We start from the raw sequence: 22,058 nt of genomic DNA on the forward strand, positions 1-22,058 counted from the left end.
CTTAAATGGCATGATGTTCTAATGTGAGTGGTAAAAATGCATAATTTTCGTGATAGAGAATATCACCTTTGCAAATTGAAAGTGGTTTTTTGAAGATCGGTCCATCAATCACTGTAGTGTGAAATTCACCTGCTTCACCACAAGGATCAATGCCACGCGCACAGAGCTCATCCACATATTCAGAGGTTAAGACTCGCCCTAGGTCTTCGGCTTTCATACCTAGATTGAGATTTACGGTAACAATCACACTGTGAAAACCCAAGTTAATCAATTCGTGAATAATCTCTAAACGTGGTTTTTGCCAGAGTGGCATGCACAGTTGAAGCTGGCTTTTATCGCAAACGGATTGGTTCCATTCAGCATGACCGAGTAAGTCGATATCACCCGTCACAAGAACTTCTGCACCAAGCGATTTTTGCTGTTCAAGAAGCTGAATAAACTGTGCTTCATAACTTTGCCATGTCGCAGAGGCTGTTAAAATCGGCAGTCCAATCGCTTCAGCCTGCGCATGGATAATTTCAAGTGACATACCATGTGAGCGCGACTTTTGCCCATTTTCCTCAAGCATGACGATTAAACCAATCGCTTCGCCCATCTGCATAGCTTGATAGAGGGCGAGAGTACTGTCTTTACCGCCACTGTAAGAAGCGACAAATTTTTTATCTTGAGCATTGCTGTTCCAAGCGTGGTGTATATTCAAGTTTTCTGTTTCTAATGTCATGCGTTGTTCCATAAAAAAACTAGCCACATTGTGGCTAGTTAATTGAATCACTCAGTGGTGATGTCTTATTTCTTTTTCTCTGCTGCTTGAGCATTTTTCATTGCTTCTTCAGACAATGATTTTAGTTTTGAAGTCAGCTGTGGGCCGAAACAAGATTGGATTGATTTGTTTTGCTGTTGAATGAAAGGAAGTGAGCTTGGGCTTTTCTTTTGATTTACAGTACTGATAATTTGCCATTCTTGTGCTTTAGTCAAACGACCTTCAGCATCGACTTGGCAAGTACAAAACTTATCTGCTTCCGCAGCAGTCAGTTTGCCACCTTTACCTGCACTTTCTTTACAGTTACCAATTAACGTACCACGCACGTTCGTACTTTTAGATGGGTCTTGTGCTGCATGAGAAACTGTTGCAGTGAATGCAAGTGCAGAAAAAAGAGTAGAAACAATCAGTTTTGAATTTAAAAATTTCATAAAACCTGCCTTTTATTGAGGTATATAACGTGTTGGATCTGCAACACCTGCCTGAGCAAAACCTTCTTTACGTAAACGGCAGCTATCGCATTTACCACAAGCACGTCCTTGGTCGTCTGCTTGGTAGCAAGAGACTGTTTGACTGTAGTCTACACCATGTTCAAGACCGAGACGTATTATATTCCCTTTAGATAAATGTAACAGAGGTGTTTCAATTTTAAGTGGTTTTCCTTCAACGCCTGCTTTAGTTGCAAGGCTTGCAAGGTTGGCAAAAGCCTCAATAAATGCAGGTCGGCAGTCAGGATAACCTGAGTAATCTACAGCATTTACGCCAATCACGATGGCTTCGGCAGAGAAAACTTCGGCTGCTGCTAGTGCATAAGACAAGAAAATGGTGTTACGTGCTGGAACATAAGTTACAGGAATACCTTCTTGTGCCTGTTCAGGGACAGCAATGTTATGGTCAGTCAGTGCTGAGCCACCAAGGTTGCCTAAATCAATATTGATAATGCGATGTTCTACACCCGAACGCTCAGCCAGTGCTTTGGCTGCATCAAGTTCGGTGCTTGAGCGCTGACCATACTGAAAGCTGAGGGCAATACATTCATAGCGTGCTTGCGCCCAAGCTAAACAAGTAGTTGAGTCTAAGCCACCAGATAATAAAACTATGGCGCGTGGGCGCATATTCATTCTCCAAAAAAATTAATTAACGACCTGTTTCATCTTGCCACAACAGTTTATGCAGTTGTAACTGAAAACGAACAGGGAGGTGATCATCTAAAATCCACTGAGCCAAGTCACGCGCAAAACGTGGCAATTTGGCATTGCCTTTCTCGACAGCAAAAGCAGGGGAGAACCAAACGGTACTGACTTTTTGGTCGAGCTGATACTCTGCAACTTGTTGCTTTGACCATTCATAATCTTCACGATTACAAATCACAAATTTGATCTGATCTTTGGTGGTCAGTAAGTCTAGATTGCTGAGTAAATTGCGGTGTGCTTCACCTGAAGTTGGGGTTTTTAGATCAAGAACCTTAGAAACGCGCGGATCAACTTTGCTGACGTCAAGCGCGCCACTGGTTTCTAAAGAAACTTCAAAACCCATCTCACATAAGCGATCTATGAGTGTGATGCAGTTAGGCTGAGCCAGTGGTTCGCCACCTGTCACACAAATATACGGGGTTTGATAAGATTGAGCAGTTTCAATGATTTTATCTAAAGACCAGCGCTCACCACCCTCAAAGGAATAAGTCGTATCACAATAGGTACAGCGCAGTGGGCAACCTGTTAAACGGATAAAAACCGTTGGTAGTCCTGCGGTATTCGCTTCACCTTGTAGTGAATAGAAAATCTCGGTAATACGTAAACCTGCGGCAGGATCAGTCACAGGGATTTGAGAGGAGCGAAGCGGATTCATAGTAAAGTAACCATGGTATTTTAAAAAACAAAAATCTCTACGATTTTACAACCGTAGAGACGAGGAGCGATGGACGCTCCGAGGAACGGTTTAAGTTCCGCAACAGTGTCGAGATTACTCGTCGCGAAGCAAATCGTTCAAGCTAGTTTTTGCACGAGTTTGCGCATCCACTTTTTTCACGATGATTGCAGCGTATAGGCTGTAAGTACCGCATTTAGATGGAAGGCTACCCGCAACAACCACAGAACCTGCTGGTACGCGGCCGTAATGGATTTCGCCAGTTGCACGGTCATAAATCTTGGTTGATTGACCAATGAACACGCCCATTGAAATTACAGAACCTTCTTCAACGATCACGCCTTCAACGATTTCAGAACGTGCACCGATGAAACAGTTGTCTTCAATAATGGTTGGGTTTGCTTGAAGTGGTTCAAGAACACCACCAATACCAACACCACCAGACAAGTGAACGTTTTTACCGATTTGTGCACATGAACCTACAGTTGCCCATGTATCAACCATTGTACCTTCATCAACATATGCACCGATGTTCACATAAGATGGCATAAGGACAACGTTTTTCGCTTGGAAGCTACCACGACGTGCAACTGCTGGTGGTACAACACGTACGCCAGCGGCTTTAAATTGTTCTTCAGTCCAACCTTTGAATTTAGTGTCAACTTTGTCGTAGAAACGAAGGTCGCAAGATTCGATTGGTTTGTTATCATTGAGTTTGAATGATAAAAGTACCGCTTTTTTCAACCATTGGTGAACAACCCACTCACCATCAATTTTTTCTGCAACACGAAGGCTACCGTTGTCTAAACCTTGAATCGCTTGCTCAACAGCATCACGAACTTCAGCAGGACAGTCTGCTGCAGTAAAGTTGGCACGGTTTTCAAAGGCTTGTTCAATAATTGTAGCAAGTTCAGACATATGCTAATCCCAAATTACGCTCAAAAAATTACAGCGATTTTACACTAAAAATAAAGTCATGCGGTTGAAAAAATAGCAAAACAGTCAAGATTTCAGGAAAAGCAAGTTCAAGACCTAAATCCAATCTATTAAGTGAGGCTATTGATTTGGTTATTTTATGTATATAAGCTAAAATTGAACTATTTGATTTTTAATATATTTCAGGAAAATTTTCATGAAATATTTTGAAAAACTGTATCAAACAATAACATAAACCCTGCAAATTCAGCATAAAAAACGTATGAAAAAAAGCCACTTTTAACTCTAGTATGTCCAATCATAACTGCAAGACTGTCAGTGAAAATTCACGATTTGTTAGGAGACATCTCAATGAAAAAATTTCAAAAGATTTTGGTTGCCTCAACACTGTTTTCCATTGCAGGGGTTGCTTTGGCAGATGAACCTGTGATTACAGAACCAGGCAATACTTATAAAACCTACTTGCCGACTTCCGTACGTGCTGAAGCAGGTACAACAGGTTATGGTGGTGCATTGACTTGGGATGTAAACCCTTATGTTGGTGTAAGTTTGGGTTATAACGGTGGAGATATTAATTGGCGTAATGATATTAAAAGTCATGGAACCAAATACAATCTCGATCAGGACAATAACAACAACGTCTATTTAAATGCAGAAATGCACCCTTGGGGAGCAAGTCAGAATGCCTTTGCCAAGTCAGTTTATGTGGCAGCAGGGGCAGCATATTTGGACAATGACTATAAACTGACTTCACAGTCTAGCAATGGCAATGTCACCGTTAATGACAATAAATACAACATTGACGGCAATATTACAGGCAAAATGAAGTATAAAAATGATATTGCGCCGTATGTCGGAATTGGTGCTCGTCCAATGCTGAGTGAGCACTGGGGTGTATTTGGAGAAATTGGTGCTTACTACACAGATAATCCAACTGTAACACTGGCATCGGATGCAACTGTCAATTCTGGTGGCAGCAATGCTCAATTTCAAAGTGATTTAAAAGCACAGGAAAATAAAATTGCCAATGATGATAAATACAAGTGGTTGCCATCTGCCAAAGTCGGTGTGACCTACCGTTTCTAAGATGACCTGAAATAAAAATGCCATCATCTGATGGCATTTTTTTGGAATAATCAAATCTTATCGTAATTTGGCGAGCCAATTTCCTAGTGTTTGAACAATCTGCACCAAAATCAGTAAAACAATCACGGTTAAAATAATGACGCTACTGTCAAAACGTTGATAGCCATAAGAAATAGCCAAATCACCGATACCACCCGCACCGACTGCACCTGCCATAGCTGTTGCACCAATCAAACTGATGGTGGCAGTTGTCATATTTAAAATGAGCGAACTACGCGCTTCAGGCAAAATAAACTTAAAAATGATTTGCCAAGGCGTTGCACCCATAGACTGTGCTGACTCAATAATACCTTCATTGACTTCAAGCAATGAGGTTTCAATAAGACGCCCCATATATGGGCCAACATAAATGGTGAGGGGGACAATCGCCGCCCAAGTCCCAATTGAAGAGCCAACCAGCCACTGAGTAAATGGAATCACAGCAATCAGCAGAATAATAAATGGCAAAGAGCGTAAGGCATTCACAATCGGGTTAAGAATATGATAAACCACAGCATTCGGGAGAATTCCCTCAGGGCGAGTCACCAATAATACAATCGCCTGAATAAGTCCCCAAATCCCACCAAAAATCAGTGCAAAGAACACCATTTGGAAAGTTTCTTGCAATGCTGTAACGAACTGATCAATGCTCAGAGAACTATGCCAAAATGGCTGAGTCACTTCAGTCAACCATTGTACAATCCAATCTCTCATGATTGTGCTCCTTGTTGACGGACTTCAACCCCTTGTTGCTTTAAGTAATCAGTCGCTTGGGCAACAATCACCGCATCACCTAAGATTTGTACAAACATTTGACCAATCACCGTACCATCAATTTCAGTCATATTTGCAAATAGAATATTCAAACTAATATCAAACTGTTTGATCATTGCTTGAATGACAGGTTGCTGTGCCGACTGTCCCAAGAACTGCAAACAGTAAATGCTATGCTCATGTTGATGTTCGAGCTGTTTCAGAATATTGCTTGGCAATTGTTGCTGTAACACAGTTTGAATAAAGTTCTTTGTAGTTGGTTGCTGTGGTCGGCTGAATAGATCGACTGTTTTACCTGTTTCAATGACTTTACCTGACTCCATAACCGCAACATAATCACAGACGCTTTCAATGACGTCCATTTCATGTGTGACCATGACAATCGTAATATTTTGTTCTTTATTGATTTTCTTCAATAAGTCTAAAACAGACTGTGTGGTTTGTGGATCAAGGGCAGAGGTTGCTTCATCGCACAGTAAAATTTTGGGATGATTTGCAAGCGCACGTGCAATCCCGACACGTTGTTTTTGACCGCCAGAAAGTTCGTCAGGGTAAGCATTCTTTTTATGACTGAGGTCAATAAAAGAAAGCAGCTCATCTAAACGTGCTTGACGTTTTTCCTTACTGACGCCCAGTAATTTCATTGGCATTTCAATATTTTCTGCAACCGTCTTGGTTTCAAGCAAATTGAAATGCTGGAAAATCATACCAATATTGGCACGCTCTTGACGTAATGCACGCGCATCCAATGCAGTAAAGTCTTTCCCGTTAATAATGACCTGACCTTCGGTTGGGCGTTCCAACAGATTAATCAGGCGAATTAAGGTACTTTTACCTGCACCGCTATAACCAATGATCCCGAAAATACTTCCTTCAGGAATATCGAGATTGATTTGGTCAAGCGCGCGCAGCGTTTGTCCTTTAAGCTGATAGTGCTTTGAAATGTTTTTAAATTGAATCATGGGGTCAAAAACTATACTAAAAAGAAAAACAGGCAAAGAAACATACTTTGCCTGTTCATTTACATCTATCTTACTGTTTGTTTTCAGTAAAGTAGCTGACTGGTTTGTTTACATCAATTTTTGTACCGCCAAATTTCTCATCAATGAATTTTTTCACTGCTGGCGTATGGTACAAGTCACCTAATTTTTTCAAAATAGGATCATTTTCACGACCTGCTGCAGTTGCAACAAGGTTGACATAAAGTTTTGTTGATTGGTCAGCTGGTTCATAGAACAAAGCATCTTTAAGTACGTTTAAGCCACCTTCCATTGCCAAGGTATTACCAAGAACAATCGCATCAACGTCATTTTTCACACGTACTGCGGTTGCCATTGGAATTGGTTTAAGTTGTAGATGTTTTGGATTTTCTACAACATCGTTGGTCGTACCTTGGATTGGGTTAAAGTCAGCTTTTAGCTTCACTAAACCCGCAGTTTGCAATAAAGATAAAGCACGTGCTTCATTGGCTGCATCATTTGGAATTGCAATAGTTGCATTGCTTGGGAATTGATCCACTTTTTTGTATTTGCTTGAGTAAATACCCATTGGCTCAATATAAGTTGTTGAAACTGCTGCAACTTTAGACTTGCTTTCAGCATTGTAAGCAACCATATAGTTATATGATTGGAATGCATTGGCATCGACTTCTTTATTTGCAGTTGCATTATTCATGGCTACATAGTCAGTGAAGTTTTTCACTTCAAGCTGAATACCTGCTTTTTTAGTTTCAGGTAATGTCGCGATAAATTGCCAAACATCAGTATCTGAACCTGTCGATGCAAGAACGATTTTTTGTGGTTGATTGGCATCGGCAGCTTTGGTGGTGCTGCTTTGTTCAGGTGCATTTTTACTGCAACCTGCGGCAAGAAGTACGCTTGTACCTAAAGCAATACTCAATAGTTTTTTCATGAGGTGTGTGTTCCTAATCAATAATATTTAGTGATTTGGATAAAACCACTAAACGGCTGATCTAACAGTCGTTGATCTATCGCCATGTGCAGCAAACCGCTGAAGTCAACAGGGAGATTGGAAATAAAAACGATGTTGGTACTTGTCTGAACAAATATCTAAGGTCAGACACAGCATAGATCAGTTACATCGGTGTGAAATTGTGCTCATGATACCAAGAAAACAAAATGCACAATAGGGGAGCATACAGAATCTGTATGGTGCACGATTGATTTTCATTGAAATATTTTCACAAAAGTGTATCTGAGCAAGATTGCTGGCAGTATAAAGAGTTGTATTTACCGCGCAAAACAATAAAAAACACAAATCATATGAAAATTTGTGGTAAAGGCTATAAAAAAGTAAAACGCTCTCTAAAGAGCGTTTTTACTTAGAAAAATGAGAACTTATGCTTGTTCACGTGCAATTGCGCGGTAACCGATATCACTACGGTATTGCATGCCGTTAAATGTGATTTGACCACACACTTCTAAAGCATTGACTTGAGCTTCAAGCACGCTATCACCTAACGCAGTGACGCAGAGTACACGACCACCTGAAGTGATGACCTGACCTTTGTCATTGCTTGCAGTGCCTGCATGGAACACTTTTGTGCCTTCAGGAGATTGACCTAAACCAGAAATCACATCGCCTTTACGCACGCTTTCAGGGTAGCCTTCAGCCGCTAGAACGATACCAATTGATTTACGTTCATCCCACTGTGCTTCGGCAGGCAAATTGCCTTCAAGACCCGCTTCAACCAAGTCAACCAATGAAGATTGTAAACGCATCATGATTGGTTGAGTTTCAGGGTCACCAAAACGGCAGTTGAATTCGATTACACGCGGCTGACCTTGTTCATCAATCATCAAGCCCGCATACAAGAAACCTGTATAAACATGACCATCTGCTGCCATACCGTCTACGGTAGGACGCATAATTTCAGTCATTACACGTTCAAATACTTCAGCAGTCACCACAGGTGCAGGAGAGTATGCACCCATACCGCCTGTGTTTGGCCCTTGGTCACCTTCAAAAATACGTTTGTGATCTTGTGAAGTTGCCATAGGCAAAATGTTTTGACCATCAATCATACAAATGAATGACGCTTCTTCACCTGCAAGGAACTGTTCAATCACGACACGAGAACCTGCATCACCGAACTTGTTGCCTGCCAACATGTCATCAATCGCAGCAAACGCTTCTTCATTGCTCATTGCAACGATGACGCCTTTACCTGCTGCAAGACCATCTGCCTTAATCACGATTGGCGCGCTATGCTTTTCAACAAATGCTTTCGCTGCATCGACTTCTGTAAATACATCATAGAATGCAGTTGGAATGTTGTGGCGTTTTAAGAAGTGCTTGGCAAACGCTTTTGAACCTTCAAGTTGTGCCGCGTATTGAGTTGGACCCCAAATTTTTAGACCTGCTGCACGACCCGCATCAACCACACCATTCACAAGCGGTGCTTCTGGGCCAACAACAACTAAAGCGACATCATTATTTTTTGCGAATTCAATAATGGCTGGATTGTCGAGAATATCCAGTTGTACATTTTCGCATTTTTCTTCTGTTGCAGTACCTGCGTTACCTGGTGCTACAAAGACTTTGCTGACTTTTGCATCTTGCGCGATTTTCCATGCTAAGGCATGTTCACGACCACCGCTACCCAAAACTAAAATGTTCATTCTCAAAAATCCCTCAAAGAAAAGAATCCCTCCTGAGCTCCCTTTAAAAGGGAGGTGATCATATAAGAAAACCAAGGTTGCTTATATGAAAAGTCCCCCTTTTTACAAAGAGGGATTTAGAGGGATTAATAAATATGATTTCTAATCAATTAGTGACGGAAATGACGCATACCTGTGAACACCATCGCAATGCCATGTTCATCTGCTGCTGCAATCACTTCTTCATCGCGCATAGAACCGCCCGGTTGGATGATGCATTTAATGCCTGCTTTCGCAGCATTGTCGATACCATCACGGAACGGGAAGAATGCGTCAGATGCCATCACTGCACCTTCAACCACGAGACCCGCATGCTCTGCTTTAATGGCAGCAATACGCGCTGAGTTTACGCGGCTCATTTGACCTGCGCCAACACCAATGGTTTGACGACCTTTTGCATAAACAATCGCATTTGATTTAACGTATTTCGCAACTTTCCAAGCAAAGATTAAGTCATCAATTTCTTGTTCAGTCGGCGCAACTTTCGTCACAACTTTCAAGTCAGATGCTTTGATCATACCTAAATCTTGGTCTTGAACCAACAAACCGCCATTGACACGTTTGTAGTCAAGTTGTGGTGCACGTTCGTCAATTGCAGGAAGATCGCCACAGACCAATACGCGAACATTTTTCTTCGCGCCAGTCACTTCAAGTACGCCTTCAGCGATGCTTGGTGCAATGATCACTTCAACAAATTGACGTTCCACAATCGCTTTCGCTGTATCAACATCTAACTCACGGTTAAATGCAATGATGCCACCAAATGCAGATTCAGGATCTGTTGCATAGGCAAGGTCATACGCAGCTTTGATACCGTCTAAAGATACTGCAACGCCACAAGGGTTTGCGTGTTTTACAATCACGCATGCAGGTTTAGCGAAAGATTTCACACATTCAAGTGCTGCATCGGTATCTGCGATGTTGTTATAAGAGAGTTCTTTACCTTGTAACTGTTTAGATGTAGAAACTGATGCTTCTTTTGCAGCAGGATCAACATAGAATGCAGCTGATTGATGCGGGTTTTCACCGTAACGAAGGTCTTGTGCTTTCACTAATTGAGTGTTGAAAGTACGAGCAAATTTGTCTGCTTGACCTTCTTCTTTACCTACGCGAGCGCCAAGGTAAGACGCGATCATACCATCGTATTGAGCTGTGTGTTCAAATGCTTTCACAGCCAAGTCAAAACGAGTTTCGTAAGACAATGCACCGTTTGCTTTAAGTTCAGCGACAACAGTTGCATAGTCAGACGCATTGACGATGATGCCTACAGAGGCATGGTTTTTAGCCGCAGCGCGAACCATTGTCGGGCCACCGATGTCGATGTTTTCAATCGCATCTGCAAGTGAACAGTTTGGTTTTGCAACCGTTGCTGCAAATGGATAAAGGTTCACGATCACAAGATCAATTGGGTCGATGTTGTGTTCTTGCATCACTGCTTCATCTAAGCCGCGACGAGCAAGGATACCACCGTGAATTTTTGGATGTAGAGTTTTAACACGACCATCCATCATTTCAGGGAAACCAGTATGTTCAGATACTTCAACAACAGCGATGTTACTGTCTTTGAGTAACTTGTATGTACCGCCAGTTGAAAGAATTTCAATACCCAAATTTGCAAGTTCTTGAGCAAATTCAACAATACCAGTCTTATCAGAAACTGAGATTAAAGCGCGCTTAATAGTCATGATTTTCAAGTCTTCAGATTAAACATTTAGGCAAAAAAAATGCCCACGACGACGTGAGCATTTTATCATTTATTCACTCATTAAACCGTGAGCTTTTAACTTTTTACGCAAAGTACCACGGTTTAGTCCTAGAATTTCAGCAGCGCGAGTTTGGTTGCCGCGAGTGTATTCTAAAACAACAGATAAAAGAGGTTTCTCCATTTCTGCTAGCACCATGTCATATACCTGAGCAGGTTGCTCGCCTTGCAGTTGTGCAAAATAATGACGAACTGCGCGATCCACGTGGATGCGAAGCGCTACATCAGATTGTGCAGTAAAAATAGGAGATTTGCTATTCATGCGTTTTAATCCGAATAATCTATAACCACTTGGATAAAAGTGGTTGAGTTTATAAAAGGTTAAAAAATATTCAGTTCAGCTTGTGAAGAGAATATTAAAAATAAGTAACTAGCTTGCCATACATTGTCTGTATTGACCAAAAAATAAGCGTAACAGTTGTTAAAGAATTGTTACAGCCAAATTTTAAAATAAAAAAACTGCTACATGCGCAATATTGGGATAATGCACATCTGGCAATTTATTTCATTATGGGAATTCTACGAGATGTTTGTGTGGTCAAGCTTTCGTGGCGCGTATCATACCACTGTCGCTGAAAAAGTGAGTAAAATTAATGCAGAATTTTATTAAATTTTATCGTTTTTTTTTATTAATTTTATTTTATTTATTTGTTTGATAGATGACTGAGCATTGAATATCAGAAGATTGAATAAAAATAATCAGGAAGAGTGAAAACTTGTACAGGAGTATAGATTTGCTTGATGAACCACGCTTGAGTATTTTTTATCGTGATTTAATCTAAAGCCTTTTTGAGCTGTAGTTTAAATTGCTGATTGGCATCTTTTAGCGGGATATCAATACGAAAATACAGGCTTTGCTGAGGTTGCAAATGTTGTTTGCCTTGTTGTGCTAAAGGTAAATATTGCTTGGGTGTAAAGCTAAAAATACGTTGGGGAGTTACAACCTGTACTGTAGGTAAGGTACGTGAGCTGTGACTGTAATTGACAAATTTACCTGTGATCGTTGTAAATTCTGGGTAATCCTGATGGATCTTGGTTGCTTCGATTCTAAGTTCGGTATTCATTTTATTGTTACATTTTACAACACTGCATGCGTGATCTGAAAAGATGCCTAGTAGAGGAAATTGTTGCTTCAAATCGCGATTATTATTCGTGAACTGACTGAGAATAATCCCAAAGACCAAAAGATTGAGTACCAGTAAAAACAAATGAACCAATGTATTAATCAGGCGTGTTGCCGTATTTTTTTGTAGACTAAAAAATGAGGGATGACGCTTAAAATTTAAATTTTCTTCTTCTTTGACAATATGGGTATTTAGATAACTCAATAAGTCGAGGCTAGAAGTTTCAATTTTACGCTCAAAAATAGCCAAAGCATTTTCACTGCCTCGTTCATGCAGACGATGATGTGCTAGTGCGGTGACAGATTCGTAATTGGCTTCTAACTGTGCAATATAAGGTAAATGGCTGAGAAATTCGTAAGCATTGAAATGGTGTTCGCATTTCGGACAACAAACCGTACCCTTTGCAATCGACAACTGTGTTGGCGAAACTAAGTATTGTGTTTTGCAGTTTGGGCACTGGGTTTGTATGTCACACATAAGCGTTGCCTAAACAGATTAGCTTTGGCGTTTGCCTGAAATACGGCACCAGTTTTCTTCACGTTTTTCGATATTTAAAATATCAAAAAACTCTTGATACACTTCTGAAACATCAGCCACTTGTTCTTCAATCACACCCGCAAGTGCAAATTCACCATCAGCTTTCAGCAGTTTTGCAAATTCAGGTGCAAGTGCCATGAGCGGTGCTGCTAAAATGTTGGCAACTAAAACATCTGCTTGCTGGCTCTTAAATTCGGCATTGAACTCTTCTGGTAAGCCTACGTATAAACGGTCAAGAACACCATTCAATTCAGCATTTTGTTGGGTTGCAAGTACAGCTTGTGGGTCAATGTCAGTTGCATAAACTTTTTTAGCACCTAAAAGCAGTGCTGCAACGCCTAAAATGCCTGAACCACAACCATAGTCAACCACAACTTTATCTTTTAGGTCGACACTGCCTAACCATTGTAGGCAAAGGAAAGTACTGGCGTGGTTCCCTGTACCAAAGGCTAGACCTGGATCAAGTTTAATGTTGGTGGCTTCAGCATCGGGTGCTTCTAACCATTCAGGCACGATCCAGAACTTATCTGCAATTTGGATGGGTTCATAGTAGTCCATCCATGCACGTTCCCAAGCTTGGTCTTCAAGCTCGTCAAAACGTACAGGCGCTTCAGGAAGCTGTTCTTGTACAAATTTCACCAAACTATCGACATCGATTTGTTCGCTGTCATCTTGCTGGTAAATGCCTGTCACAATCACTTTGTTCCAAAGTGGAGTTTCGCCTGGAAGTGGCTCAAGCAATGCCTGATCTTCAGCATCATCTAGCGTGACACTGACTGCGCCTAAAGAAAGTAACAATGTTTCAGTAAAATCAACTTGTGCTTGATCAACAGTAATATGGATTTGTAACCACTTCACGCAAATAACCTAAATGTTTAGAACAAAGCGGTATTGTAACGAAATCGGCTGCACTTGGGGAGTTTGTAAGCTGATCTCTACAAATAAAATAGCCACCGCATTCAGGGTGGCTATTTTCGATCAAGTCTGGATTATTGAATCGGACAAGTCAGTTGATTTAATTCTTTGCGGCTAAACCCACGTGAGAGCAGGATACGCTTGATTCCCTTAATGACATCCTCGTCCTGAGTTAAAGCCAAAGTTTGAAGTAGCTGATCATTGGTTTTACATGCACAGTCATTTTCAACCCATGCCACATGATTTTTGTGGTCATTATGCTGATCGTGTGCACCAAAAAATTTCTGCCAAAAACTCATAAAGCCTTCATACGCAACCTAAGATAATTCGGAATATAATTTAAAAAAATAAAAAAACAAGTTGGCGAAAGTAGTGCATAAAAATGAAGATGATATGTGCTGAACGTATTTTTTCTGAAAAATTAATCAAAAACAAAGAAATGAATTTGTGTGCTTTGTCATACTTTTTTACAAATTTGTTATCTAGATGGATTAATTCCATTCAAAGCGATGTGTATGGGTGAAAGATCAAAATTGGGGCATTATTCGATCTTTTTATCTCTTTTTAATGGATTTTTATTTTCCAAAAGGTCAAAAAATAATTTTATAAAATTCATCTGATCTGATTTTAAAATATATCCATATAAATTCTTCATATAAATAAGAGAGTTAAGAATAAATAAAATAAAGGAGGTATAGATTCTGGCATTTTTATTGCTAATTAATAATTAAAAATTGGACTATTTGGTTTAAAAAATGGCAGTTTCTCTTTATCGATCAACGAAGTCCCAAGCCAAAACTGTGGTGTTAAGTTCTGGTTTAGGTGGACATGCACAGTATTGGCAGTCACAAATTGACGCATTGCAGCAGCATTTTCATGTGCTGACCTATGACCAAGAAGGCGTTTTCCCCGAGAGTGACATTCTTCCAGACAATTATTCTTTGCCTGCAATGGCGGTTGAGTTACAGCAAATTCTAGAAGCAGAGAAAATTGATCAATGTCACTTTATTGGGCATGCGCTTGGTGGTTTTATCGGTTTGGAGCTAGCACGTTTAGCACCTTGCCTTGTTGAAAAGTTAGTGGTGGTGAATGCTTGGGATCAACTTGATGCACATACCAATCGTTGTTTTGCGACGCGCTTGACCTTGTTACGTCAGGCAGGTGTCGCAGCGTATGTGCAGGCGCAAGCGTTGTTTTTGTATCCGCCTGCATGGATTTCTACACATGATCAGCAGCTTGTTCAGCAAGAGCAACAGGCGATTGCCCACTTTGCACCTTTAGAAAATGTAGAAAAGCGTTTGGCAGAATTACGTCAGTATCAACCTGAACACACGGCACGTGAAGTCACCCAGCCTGTTTTGGTGATTGCCAATCAGGATGATTTTTTAGTGCCTTGGCAACGTGGTCTGGCACTGTCTCGTTTAATTTCCCATGCAGATTTTGAGCTGTACCCAACAGGTGGGCATGCCAGCAGTGTGACGCAGCCTGACTGGTTTAATGCATGTGTATTGCAATATTTATGTTCTTAAATCAAGGAAATCGTGATGAATAGTTTGAGTTTAAAACTGGAAGAATACGCTTTAGAAAAGTTGTTTAGTGAAGCGCGGACGCATAATGCGTGGCAAGACAAAGCGATTGCACCTGAGTTGCTACAGGAGTTGTATGATTTGCTGAAAATGGGGCCGACCTCAGCCAACTGTTCGCCTGCACGTTTTGTGTTTATTCAAAGTGCAGAAGCCAAAGCCAGACTGAAACCTGCGCTGTCCTCAGGTAATGTCGAAAAAACCATGACGGCACCTGTCACAGTTTTAGTGGCCTATGACAGCGAATTTTATGAAAAGTTACCTGAGTTGTTCCCACATGGCGATGCGAGATCTTGGTTTACGTCAAGTCCAGAACTTGCCCATGAAACTGCATTTCGTAATAGTTCCATGCAAGCTGCTTACTTAATTTTGGCGTGTCGTAGTTTAGGTCTCGATACAGGGCCAATGTCAGGTTTTAACCCAACACTGGTCGATGAAACTTTTTTGGCAGGGACAACATGGAAAACCAATCTGCTGATCAATATTGGTTATGGCAATCCTGAAAAACTCTATGGGCGTTTACCACGTTTGAGTTTTGAAGATACCTGTCAGATTGTTTAATATCTTGCATATTTTTTAAGCGGACAGCTCAATCGGGTTGTCCGCTGAGCTTTTTAATGTTCTACAACCGTAGGAATTAGGCTCTCAATTAACAGTTGTTTCGAAGTTGCCAAAGCTTCTTGATAGAAGCTTTTATTTTTTAGAGTTTTGCCTGAAATGGCTTGGGTCTGCACGGTAAAATCAGAATAGTGTTGTGTCACTGCCCAAATATGAATAATTAAATGCAGCGCTGATACAGGCTTTAAGCGCCCTTGTTCAATCCAGTCATTAATCACTGCAGTTTTCTGTTGCACCAGTTTTTTGAGTGAGCCTTTTAAAATCGTGTTGATATAGGGCGCACCTTGCATCATTTCCAAAGCATATAAGCGTGATGCTTGTGGTGAGTCTTTGGCTAGCTGAAATTTTACATCCAGATAATTTCCCAAAGCCTGTGCAGGATCTTGTTCTTTTTCCAGTTGATTGAGTGGCAATAACCATGCAGTCAGAACTTGTGACAACACAGCCACATATAAGTCATCTTTTCCAGCGAAGTAATAAAACAGATTGGATTTGGAAATACCAGCGGTCTCGGCAATTTGTTCCATGCTGGCACCTTGTAGTCCATAAGTGGAAAAAACCTCAAGTGCCGCTTTCAAAATGAGATGTTGTTTTTGTTGTGCATTTCTACTTTTTTTTACAGAAGTCATTGTTTCATCGTACATCGGGCTAACCTGATTTTCATTTGTGGCTATTGTAGCAAAGACTTGTCCTGAAATAGGCAAGGTAGTGAGATTTGTGCGCAAAAAGTGCACGAAGCTTGTGCAGATTTATTTTGATATTGCTTAATGTTGGACTAAATGGTCTAAATAATAAAACCATATGATAAATACAAATATATGATATTTAACAATATATAATATTGGCATTCAATTTGCATTATTAAAAATAAATACTGTGAGTGCACCACAGTCTTGATTTTCACACTTTATGGATAAACGAGGTGTCAGTATGCAAGTAGGTGTTTTCTGTCCGATTGGCAACAATGGTTGGCTCATTTCTAAAAATGCACCACAGTACAAACCAAGCTTTGAATTGAACAAAGAAATTGTACAAAGCGCAGAGCAATATGGTTTTGATTTTGCATTGTCGATGATCAAACTACGTGGTTTCGGCGGTGAAACCGAGTTTTGGGACTATAATCTAGAAAGCTTTACCTTAATGTCAGGTTTGGCTGCCGTCACATCTAAAATCAAGATTTATGCAACCGCAGCAACACTGGTGATGCCACCTGCCATTGTGGCACGTATGGCGGCAACACTTGATTCAATTTCCAATGGCCGCTTTGGTCTCAATGTCGTCACAGGCTGGCAACGTCCTGAATACAGCCAAATGGGGATGTGGCCGGGTGATGAATATTTTGGCAAGCGTTATCAGTATTTGTCGGAATATGTTCAAGTATTAAAAGAGCTTTGGGCGACAGGAAAGTCGGACTTTAAAGGCGAGTTTTTCCAAATGGATGACTGTCAGGTGAAGCCTCAGCCATCCAAAGATTTAAAAATTATTTGTGCAGGGCAGTCCGATGAGGGTTTGGCATTCTCCGCACAATACGCTGACTATAACTTTGTCTTTGGTAAGGGTGTAAACACGCCAACTGCTTATGCCTCAATCAATGATCGTCTCAAAGCACAAACCGATAAAACAGGACGTGATGTCAGTACCTTTGTACTGTTTATGGTGATTGCAGATGAAACTGATGAGCAGGCTTTCGCAAAATGGCAAAGCTATAACGATGGCGCGGACATGCAAGCGATTGCTTGGCTGCAAGATCAGGGAGGCAAAGACAAGATTTCAGGCAGTGACACCAATATTCGCCACATGGCTTCAAGCGTTTCGCCTGTGAATATCAACATGGGAACATTGGTGGGTTCTTATGCCAAAGTCGCTGCCATGCTCGATGAAATTGCGGAAGTCAAAGGCACAGATGGCATTTTGTTGACCTTCGATGACTTTGTTTTAGGGGTCAAAGATTTTGGTGAAAAAATTCAACCGTTAATGAAAAGCCGTACTTTGGCAGACAGCATTGTCGCAAGCCAAGTGACTGATCTTTCTATGGAGAAAAGCGCATGAGCCACTCAATCATCCGTGCCAGTTTTACCCAAGCCAACGCGCCGATTTTAAAGGCGGAACCCGAGTCCATTCAGCTCGATGCCAAACAAACTGCACTCATCGTGGTGGATATGCAAAATGCCTATACCAGTCTGGGCGGCTATTTGGGTTTGGCAGGTTTTGATGTATCGAAAACGCAGCCAGTCGTGAAACAGATTCAGCAGGCGATTGATGTCGCGCATGCTGCGGGCATTCAAGTGATTTTCTTTAAAAATGGTTGGGATGCCGACTATGTGGAAGCAGGCGGTGAAGGCTCTCCAAATTTTCATAAATCCAATGCCATTAAGACCATGAAGAAAAAGCCTGAGTTACAAGGCAAGCTCTTGTCTAAAGGTGGTTGGGATTATGAACTGATTGATGAGCTGCAACCCGCACCACAGGATATTGTGATTGAAAAACCTCGTTATAGCGGCTTCTTTCATACCCAACTGGACAGCATTTTACGTGCGAAAGGCATTCGCAATTTAGTGTTTACAGGCATTGCCACCAACGTCTGCGTGGAATCAACTTTGCGTGATGGTTTCTTTTTGGAATATTTCGGGGTGCTGCTCGATGATGCTTGTTATCAGGCAGGGCCAGTCGAAGCGCATGAAGCGACTTTATTTAATGTCAAAACCTTCTTTGGTTGGGTGTCTGACACCCAAAGTTTTGCAGAAAGTTTTGCCCCAGTTGCTCAACCTCAAGCTGAAGTGGTTTAAGGAGATTTTGCCATGCCAAAAAATGTGATTATTCCAGAAGGAACAGGGAAACCGCTTGCGCCGTATGTCCCTGCAACCGAAGCCAACAATATTGTCTATGTCTCAGGCACATTGCCCCTCGATGCCAATAATGATGTGGTACATGTGGGTGATGCCGCAGCACAAACCCGTTATGTGCTTGAAACCATTCAAAAGGTGATTGTCACTGCGGGGGGCAGCATGGATGACGTGACCTTTAATTCGATTTTTATTAAAGAATGGGCGGACTACGCCGCGATTAATCAGGTTTATGCCGAATTTTTCCCGAACGACAAACCAGCGCGTTATTGCATTCAATGTGGTTTGGTCAAAGCAGAAGCTTTAATTGAAATTGCTTCAGTCGCACATTTGTAATCGAGTTTTCAAGCAGCACTTGCCCTGTCGATAGGGCAAGCATCACGATGCATGCAAGGAGCAAACCATGAGTATTTTACAACCCAATTCACATACGGCTGCTGCGTTGAATAAAATGATGGCACAAGCAGCAAAACCACCTGTTGAACTGACTGAAACACAAAAACAGTTTCGGCAAGCGATGAGTAATTTGGCTGCGGCTGTGAATATTGTCACTACCGATGGCGAGGCAGGGCGCGCAGGCTTTACCGCTTCAGCCGTGTGTAGCGTGACCGATAGCCCACCCACTTTATTGGTCTGTCTAAATCGCAATGCTTCGGTCTACCCGATTTTTCATAAAAACCAAGTGCTGTGTGTGAATACATTGGCGCAGCATCATACGCAACTCTCCAATCTGTTTGGCGGTAAAACGCCGATGCCCGAGCGTTTTGCTCAGGGAGAATGGCAGTCATTAACGACAGGCTCGCCCGTATTAACAGATGCCGTGGTGGCATTTGACTGTAAAATTAATCAAATTGTCACAATTGGGACGCATGACATTTTATTTTGTGAAGTTCAACAATTACAATTGAATACGGGTGCGCAGGGACTGATCTATTTTGATCGTGCCTATCATCATCTAACACGTCATCAATCATGATCAACACCTTGATAAGCAAGGGAGTATTACTATGAAAGAAAGTTGGTTTAATCAATGGCGACCTTATCAAGGGAATCTGGAACAAACCCCTGTTGCAACCAATGAATATCTACCCGCAGGGCAAACCCTTGTGCTCGGTATTCAACATGCTTTCGCCATGTTTGGGGCGACGGTGCTCGCGCCATTGCTGATGGGTTTTGATCCGAGTCTGACCATGCTGATTACGGGGATTGGTACGATTATTTTCTTCCTGATCACAGGTGGGCGTGTTCCGAGTTATTTGGGTTCAAGCTTTGCATTTATTGGTGCAGTGGCTGCGGTGACAGGCTATAACGGCGTTGGGGCGAATCCTCATATTGCGTTGGCGCTCGGTGGGATTATTGCCTGTGGTATCGTGTATATGCTGGTTGGTTTACTGGTCATGAAAATCGGCACGGCATGGATTGAAAACTTGCTACCGCCTGTGGTGACAGGTTCGATTGTGATGATCATTGGGTTGAACCTTGCACCTGTGACCATTAAAGGGGTGTCGGGCAATAGCTTCGATACATGGATGGCACTGGTGACGGTCTTGTGTATAGGGGGAATTGCAGTCTTTACCAAAGGCATGTTGCGCCGTTTATTGTTGTTGGTCGGTTTGCTGTTGTCTTATGCATTGTATTTTGTTTTGGCAAATGTTTTGGGTTTGGGGAAACCGATTGATTTTGCACCGATTAGTAATGCTGCATGGTTTGGTTTGCCAACGTTCCATCATCCTGAATTTAGTTTAAATGCTGCATTATTGATTGCACCTGTGGCGATTATTCTGATTGCTGAAAACTTGGGTCACTTCAAAGCCGTCAGTGCCATGACTGGGCAAGATATCTCGCCGTATATGGGGCGTGCCTTTTTTGCTGATGGCTTATGTACAACCTTATCGGCATCGATTGGTGGGACAGGCATGACTACCTATGCAGAAAACATTGGGGTCATGGCTGCGACACGGATTTATTCGACTTTGGTGTTCGTGATTGCAGGTGTGTTTGCAATTTTGCTCGGCTTGTCACCAAAATTTGGAGCGTTGGTCAGTACCATTCCAGTCGCTATTTTAGGTGGGGCATCCATTGTAGTTTTTGGTTTGATTACCATTGCAGGTGCGCGGATCTGGATGAGTAATCAGGTCGATTTTTCTCAAAATGGCAATATGCTGGTTGCCGCAATCACCATTATTATGGGAACAGGGAACTATTCATTGCATATTGGGGCGTTTGATTTGGGTGGAATCGGGACAGCAACCTTTGCCGCAATTTTACTGAATCTGTTGTTAAACCGAAAATCAGCACAGCCGAAATCAGTTCAAGAGCCTGCATTAAATGAATCGCATGTGATATCTAAATAAAGATACTCTGTTAAAAAAGCCGATCATTGATCGGCTTTAATTTTTTGTTTGGCTTGATCTTAAAAGTTTAGATCTTTTCCAGTACCACACCACTTTCAACATGGTGGGTATAGGGGAACTGATCGAACAACGCAAAACGCTGAATACGATGGGTTTGGCTCAACGTTTTCAAGTTGTCATGTAAGGTGTCTGGGTTACATGAAATATAAATGATGCGTTTAAACTGCTGTAAAAGTTGTAGGGTTGCATCATCAATGCCTGCACGTGGCGGGTCAACAAACACAGTATCAAACTGATATTCGCTGAGCGTGATTTGCGCTTCTTGCAAACGACGAAATTCACGTTCGCCATGAAAGGCCTGAGTAAATTCTTCAGCCGCTAAACGGGCAATCTGAATATTTTCAATCTGATTTTTTTCAATATTCCATTCGGCAGCGTAGACCGAAGATTTCGCCAGTTCTGTTGCCAGTACACGGTCAAACTTTTGTGAAAGCGGTAGGGTAAAGTTACCATTGCCACAGTACAACTCAAGCAAATGTCCAGAAGCATCATTTGCCACATCACAAGCCCAGTGCAGCATTTTTTCGCAAACTTTGGCATTCGGCTGGGTAAAGCCACCTTCAATTTGCTTATAAAAATAGTTGCGGCCATCAACTTCAAGCTGTTCCACCACGAAGTCATCGGTCAGCACCAGCTTTTGTCCGCGGCTACGACCAATGATTTTAATATTGAGTTGTTGCTCAAGGGTTTTAGCGGCAGCAATCCACTGTTCGTCCAGTTTACGGTGATAAATCAGCGTCACCAGCATTTCACCGCTGAGTGTTGCCAAAAAATCCACTTCAAATAAACGCTGGTGCAGTTGCGGTTCTGCTTTTAACGCTTCAAGCAAGATCGGCATTAAATCATTAATGCTTTGCGCTGCAATCGGGAAGTTGTCGACACGAACCACCTGTTTTTCTTTGTTGTCAGTGTTGCGTTCAAACATTGCATAAAACAAGTCGGTGTCGGTATGCCAAATGCGAAATTCTGCACGCATACGAAAATGCTGTTCAGGTGAATCGAACACTTCAAGATTTGGCGTTTGGAATTCGGCAAACTGGGTGCGAATACGTTCGACTTTGGCTTGCAGTTGTTGTTGATATGCAGAGGTCATGAACAAAAAAATACACGTTAAACGAAAG

24 protein-coding genes are annotated in these 22,058 nt (G+C 41.7%); 8 read left to right on the forward strand and 16 right to left on the reverse strand.

What is annotated here, in order from left to right:
* Position 1: 1 nt before the first annotated feature.
* The 5 genes from LVY74_RS03025 to dapD form a co-directional block, all read right to left on the reverse strand.
* Positions 2-721, reverse strand: a complete 720-nt coding sequence (locus LVY74_RS03025) for a diphthine--ammonia ligase (protein ID WP_269090926.1) — start codon at positions 719-721, stop codon at positions 2-4.
* Positions 722-786: 65 nt separating this feature from the next.
* Complete coding sequence (locus LVY74_RS03030) at positions 787-1,191, reverse strand: hypothetical protein (protein ID WP_237813789.1); 405 nt, start codon at positions 1,189-1,191, stop codon at positions 787-789.
* Positions 1,192-1,203: 12 nt separating this feature from the next.
* The gene (gene queC, locus LVY74_RS03035; RefSeq protein WP_237813790.1) at positions 1,204-1,875 is read right to left on the reverse strand and encodes a 7-cyano-7-deazaguanine synthase QueC; all 672 of its coding nucleotides are present in this window, start codon (positions 1,873-1,875) and stop codon (positions 1,204-1,206) included.
* Between the two features lie 22 nt (positions 1,876-1,897).
* The gene (gene queE / locus LVY74_RS03040) at positions 1,898-2,608 is read right to left on the reverse strand and encodes a 7-carboxy-7-deazaguanine synthase QueE (RefSeq protein WP_237813791.1); all 711 of its coding nucleotides are present in this window, start codon (positions 2,606-2,608) and stop codon (positions 1,898-1,900) included.
* Between the two features lie 114 nt (positions 2,609-2,722).
* The gene (gene dapD, locus LVY74_RS03045; RefSeq protein WP_111892061.1) at positions 2,723-3,544 is read right to left on the reverse strand and encodes a 2,3,4,5-tetrahydropyridine-2,6-dicarboxylate N-succinyltransferase; all 822 of its coding nucleotides are present in this window, start codon (positions 3,542-3,544) and stop codon (positions 2,723-2,725) included.
* A 369-nt stretch (positions 3,545-3,913) separates the two neighbouring features.
* Between dapD and carO the strand changes: the two genes are divergently transcribed.
* Positions 3,914-4,648, forward strand: coding sequence for an ornithine uptake porin CarO (carO, locus tag LVY74_RS03050; protein WP_237813792.1), 735 nt, complete (start codon positions 3,914-3,916; stop codon positions 4,646-4,648).
* A gap of 57 nt (positions 4,649-4,705) precedes the next feature.
* Here carO and LVY74_RS03055 read toward each other — a convergent pair whose 3' ends face one another.
* The 9 genes from LVY74_RS03055 to LVY74_RS03095 form a co-directional block, all read right to left on the reverse strand.
* The gene (locus LVY74_RS03055) at positions 4,706-5,401 is read right to left on the reverse strand and encodes a methionine ABC transporter permease (RefSeq protein ID WP_151709710.1); all 696 of its coding nucleotides are present in this window, start codon (positions 5,399-5,401) and stop codon (positions 4,706-4,708) included.
* Positions 5,398-6,423, reverse strand: a complete 1,026-nt coding sequence (locus LVY74_RS03060) for a methionine ABC transporter ATP-binding protein (protein WP_237813793.1) — start codon at positions 6,421-6,423, stop codon at positions 5,398-5,400. The genes LVY74_RS03055 and LVY74_RS03060 overlap by 4 nt, the downstream gene beginning before the upstream one ends.
* 70 nt (positions 6,424-6,493) lie before the next feature.
* Positions 6,494-7,372 (reverse strand): MetQ/NlpA family ABC transporter substrate-binding protein, encoded by an 879-nt coding sequence (locus tag LVY74_RS03065; protein ID WP_151776832.1) that lies wholly within the window; start codon positions 7,370-7,372, stop codon positions 6,494-6,496.
* Positions 7,373-7,818: 446 nt separating this feature from the next.
* On the reverse strand, positions 7,819-9,102 hold the full coding sequence (gene purD, locus LVY74_RS03070) for a phosphoribosylamine--glycine ligase (RefSeq protein ID WP_237813794.1): 1,284 nt from the start codon (positions 9,100-9,102) through the stop codon (positions 7,819-7,821).
* A gap of 149 nt (positions 9,103-9,251) precedes the next feature.
* On the reverse strand, positions 9,252-10,826 hold the full coding sequence (purH, locus tag LVY74_RS03075; RefSeq protein ID WP_237813795.1) for a bifunctional phosphoribosylaminoimidazolecarboxamide formyltransferase/IMP cyclohydrolase: 1,575 nt from the start codon (positions 10,824-10,826) through the stop codon (positions 9,252-9,254).
* Positions 10,827-10,895: 69 nt separating this feature from the next.
* The gene (gene fis / locus LVY74_RS03080; RefSeq protein ID WP_004751481.1) at positions 10,896-11,165 is read right to left on the reverse strand and encodes a DNA-binding transcriptional regulator Fis; all 270 of its coding nucleotides are present in this window, start codon (positions 11,163-11,165) and stop codon (positions 10,896-10,898) included.
* Between the two features lie 511 nt (positions 11,166-11,676).
* Positions 11,677-12,504: an MJ0042-type zinc finger domain-containing protein gene (locus tag LVY74_RS03085; RefSeq protein ID WP_151776829.1), complete on the reverse strand. Its 828-nt coding sequence runs from the start codon at positions 12,502-12,504 to the stop codon at positions 11,677-11,679.
* A gap of 18 nt (positions 12,505-12,522) precedes the next feature.
* Complete coding sequence (gene prmA, locus LVY74_RS03090) at positions 12,523-13,422, reverse strand: 50S ribosomal protein L11 methyltransferase (protein WP_237813796.1); 900 nt, start codon at positions 13,420-13,422, stop codon at positions 12,523-12,525.
* Positions 13,423-13,553: 131 nt separating this feature from the next.
* Positions 13,554-13,778, reverse strand: coding sequence for a hypothetical protein (locus LVY74_RS03095; protein ID WP_151710543.1), 225 nt, complete (start codon positions 13,776-13,778; stop codon positions 13,554-13,556).
* A gap of 456 nt (positions 13,779-14,234) precedes the next feature.
* On the opposite strand from LVY74_RS03095, the gene rutD reads away from it, so the two are divergent.
* Positions 14,235-15,008 (forward strand): pyrimidine utilization protein D, encoded by a 774-nt coding sequence (gene rutD / locus LVY74_RS03100; RefSeq protein ID WP_237813797.1) that lies wholly within the window; start codon positions 14,235-14,237, stop codon positions 15,006-15,008.
* Between the two features lie 15 nt (positions 15,009-15,023).
* A complete protein-coding gene (locus LVY74_RS03105; protein WP_237813798.1) occupies positions 15,024-15,623 on the forward strand; it encodes a malonic semialdehyde reductase in 600 nt (199 codons plus the stop codon).
* Positions 15,624-15,676: 53 nt separating this feature from the next.
* On the opposite strand, the gene LVY74_RS03110 is transcribed toward LVY74_RS03105, so the two are convergent.
* Positions 15,677-16,324, reverse strand: a complete 648-nt coding sequence (locus tag LVY74_RS03110) for a TetR family transcriptional regulator C-terminal domain-containing protein (protein ID WP_237813799.1) — start codon at positions 16,322-16,324, stop codon at positions 15,677-15,679.
* 286 nt (positions 16,325-16,610) lie between these two features.
* On the opposite strand from LVY74_RS03110, the gene rutA reads away from it, so the two are divergent.
* The 5 genes from rutA (at position 16,611) to LVY74_RS03135 (ending at position 20,877) form a co-directional block, all read left to right on the forward strand.
* Positions 16,611-17,729 (forward strand): pyrimidine utilization protein A, encoded by a 1,119-nt coding sequence (gene rutA, locus LVY74_RS03115; protein ID WP_237813800.1) that lies wholly within the window; start codon positions 16,611-16,613, stop codon positions 17,727-17,729.
* Positions 17,726-18,466, forward strand: coding sequence for a pyrimidine utilization protein B (gene rutB / locus LVY74_RS03120; RefSeq protein WP_237813801.1), 741 nt, complete (start codon positions 17,726-17,728; stop codon positions 18,464-18,466). Before rutA ends, rutB begins: the two co-directional genes overlap by 4 nt.
* A gap of 12 nt (positions 18,467-18,478) precedes the next feature.
* Positions 18,479-18,859, forward strand: coding sequence for a pyrimidine utilization protein C (gene rutC, locus LVY74_RS03125; RefSeq protein ID WP_237813802.1), 381 nt, complete (start codon positions 18,479-18,481; stop codon positions 18,857-18,859).
* A gap of 115 nt (positions 18,860-18,974) precedes the next feature.
* Complete coding sequence (gene rutF, locus LVY74_RS03130; protein ID WP_237814096.1) at positions 18,975-19,499, forward strand: NADH-dependent FMN reductase RutF; 525 nt, start codon at positions 18,975-18,977, stop codon at positions 19,497-19,499.
* 31 nt (positions 19,500-19,530) lie between these two features.
* Complete coding sequence (locus tag LVY74_RS03135) at positions 19,531-20,877, forward strand: solute carrier family 23 protein (protein WP_237813803.1); 1,347 nt, start codon at positions 19,531-19,533, stop codon at positions 20,875-20,877.
* Between the two features lie 67 nt (positions 20,878-20,944).
* On the opposite strand, the gene trmA is transcribed toward LVY74_RS03135, so the two are convergent.
* A complete protein-coding gene (gene trmA / locus LVY74_RS03140; protein ID WP_237813804.1) occupies positions 20,945-22,030 on the reverse strand; it encodes a tRNA (uridine(54)-C5)-methyltransferase TrmA in 1,086 nt (361 codons plus the stop codon).
* Between the last annotated feature and the right edge of the window lie 28 nt (positions 22,031-22,058).

Origin of the sequence: Acinetobacter sp. ME22 (genome assembly GCF_022012315.1) — a bacterium.
Taxonomy (GTDB): domain Bacteria; phylum Pseudomonadota; class Gammaproteobacteria; order Pseudomonadales; family Moraxellaceae; genus Acinetobacter; species Acinetobacter brisouii_A.

Bases quoted from the DNA above. Each gene is read 5' to 3' on its own strand.
- rutC (WP_237813802.1), top strand. From the start codon at position 18,479: ATGCCAAAAAATGTGATTATTCCAGAAGGAACAGGGAAACCGCTTGCG.
- LVY74_RS03105 (WP_237813798.1), top strand. From the start codon at position 15,024: ATGAATAGTTTGAGTTTAAAACTGGAAGAATACGCTTTAGAAAAGTTG.
- LVY74_RS03095 (WP_151710543.1), bottom strand. From the start codon at position 13,778: ATGAGTTTTTGGCAGAAATTTTTTGGTGCACACGATCAGCATAATGAC.
- LVY74_RS03085 (WP_151776829.1), bottom strand. From the start codon at position 12,504: ATGTGTGACATACAAACCCAGTGCCCAAACTGCAAAACACAATACTTA.
- LVY74_RS03135 (WP_237813803.1), top strand. From the start codon at position 19,531: ATGAAAGAAAGTTGGTTTAATCAATGGCGACCTTATCAAGGGAATCTG.
- purD (WP_237813794.1), bottom strand. From the start codon at position 9,102: ATGAACATTTTAGTTTTGGGTAGCGGTGGTCGTGAACATGCCTTAGCA.
- LVY74_RS03025 (WP_269090926.1), bottom strand. From the start codon at position 721: ATGACATTAGAAACAGAAAACTTGAATATACACCACGCTTGGAACAGC.
- queC (WP_237813790.1), bottom strand. From the start codon at position 1,875: ATGCGCCCACGCGCCATAGTTTTATTATCTGGTGGCTTAGACTCAACT.
- rutF (WP_237814096.1), top strand. From the start codon at position 18,975: ATGATGGCACAAGCAGCAAAACCACCTGTTGAACTGACTGAAACACAA.
- purH (WP_237813795.1), bottom strand. From the start codon at position 10,826: ATGACTATTAAGCGCGCTTTAATCTCAGTTTCTGATAAGACTGGTATT.
- LVY74_RS03110 (WP_237813799.1), bottom strand. From the start codon at position 16,324: ATGTACGATGAAACAATGACTTCTGTAAAAAAAAGTAGAAATGCACAA.
- carO (WP_237813792.1), top strand. From the start codon at position 3,914: ATGAAAAAATTTCAAAAGATTTTGGTTGCCTCAACACTGTTTTCCATT.
- queE (WP_237813791.1), bottom strand. From the start codon at position 2,608: ATGAATCCGCTTCGCTCCTCTCAAATCCCTGTGACTGATCCTGCCGCA.
- trmA (WP_237813804.1), bottom strand. From the start codon at position 22,030: ATGACCTCTGCATATCAACAACAACTGCAAGCCAAAGTCGAACGTATT.
- LVY74_RS03065 (WP_151776832.1), bottom strand. From the start codon at position 7,372: ATGAAAAAACTATTGAGTATTGCTTTAGGTACAAGCGTACTTCTTGCC.
- fis (WP_004751481.1), bottom strand. From the start codon at position 11,165: ATGAATAGCAAATCTCCTATTTTTACTGCACAATCTGATGTAGCGCTT.
- rutA (WP_237813800.1), top strand. From the start codon at position 16,611: ATGCAAGTAGGTGTTTTCTGTCCGATTGGCAACAATGGTTGGCTCATT.
- LVY74_RS03030 (WP_237813789.1), bottom strand. From the start codon at position 1,191: ATGAAATTTTTAAATTCAAAACTGATTGTTTCTACTCTTTTTTCTGCA.
- rutB (WP_237813801.1), top strand. From the start codon at position 17,726: ATGAGCCACTCAATCATCCGTGCCAGTTTTACCCAAGCCAACGCGCCG.
- LVY74_RS03060 (WP_237813793.1), bottom strand. From the start codon at position 6,423: ATGATTCAATTTAAAAACATTTCAAAGCACTATCAGCTTAAAGGACAA.
- rutD (WP_237813797.1), top strand. From the start codon at position 14,235: ATGGCAGTTTCTCTTTATCGATCAACGAAGTCCCAAGCCAAAACTGTG.
- LVY74_RS03055 (WP_151709710.1), bottom strand. From the start codon at position 5,401: ATGAGAGATTGGATTGTACAATGGTTGACTGAAGTGACTCAGCCATTT.
- dapD (WP_111892061.1), bottom strand. From the start codon at position 3,544: ATGTCTGAACTTGCTACAATTATTGAACAAGCCTTTGAAAACCGTGCC.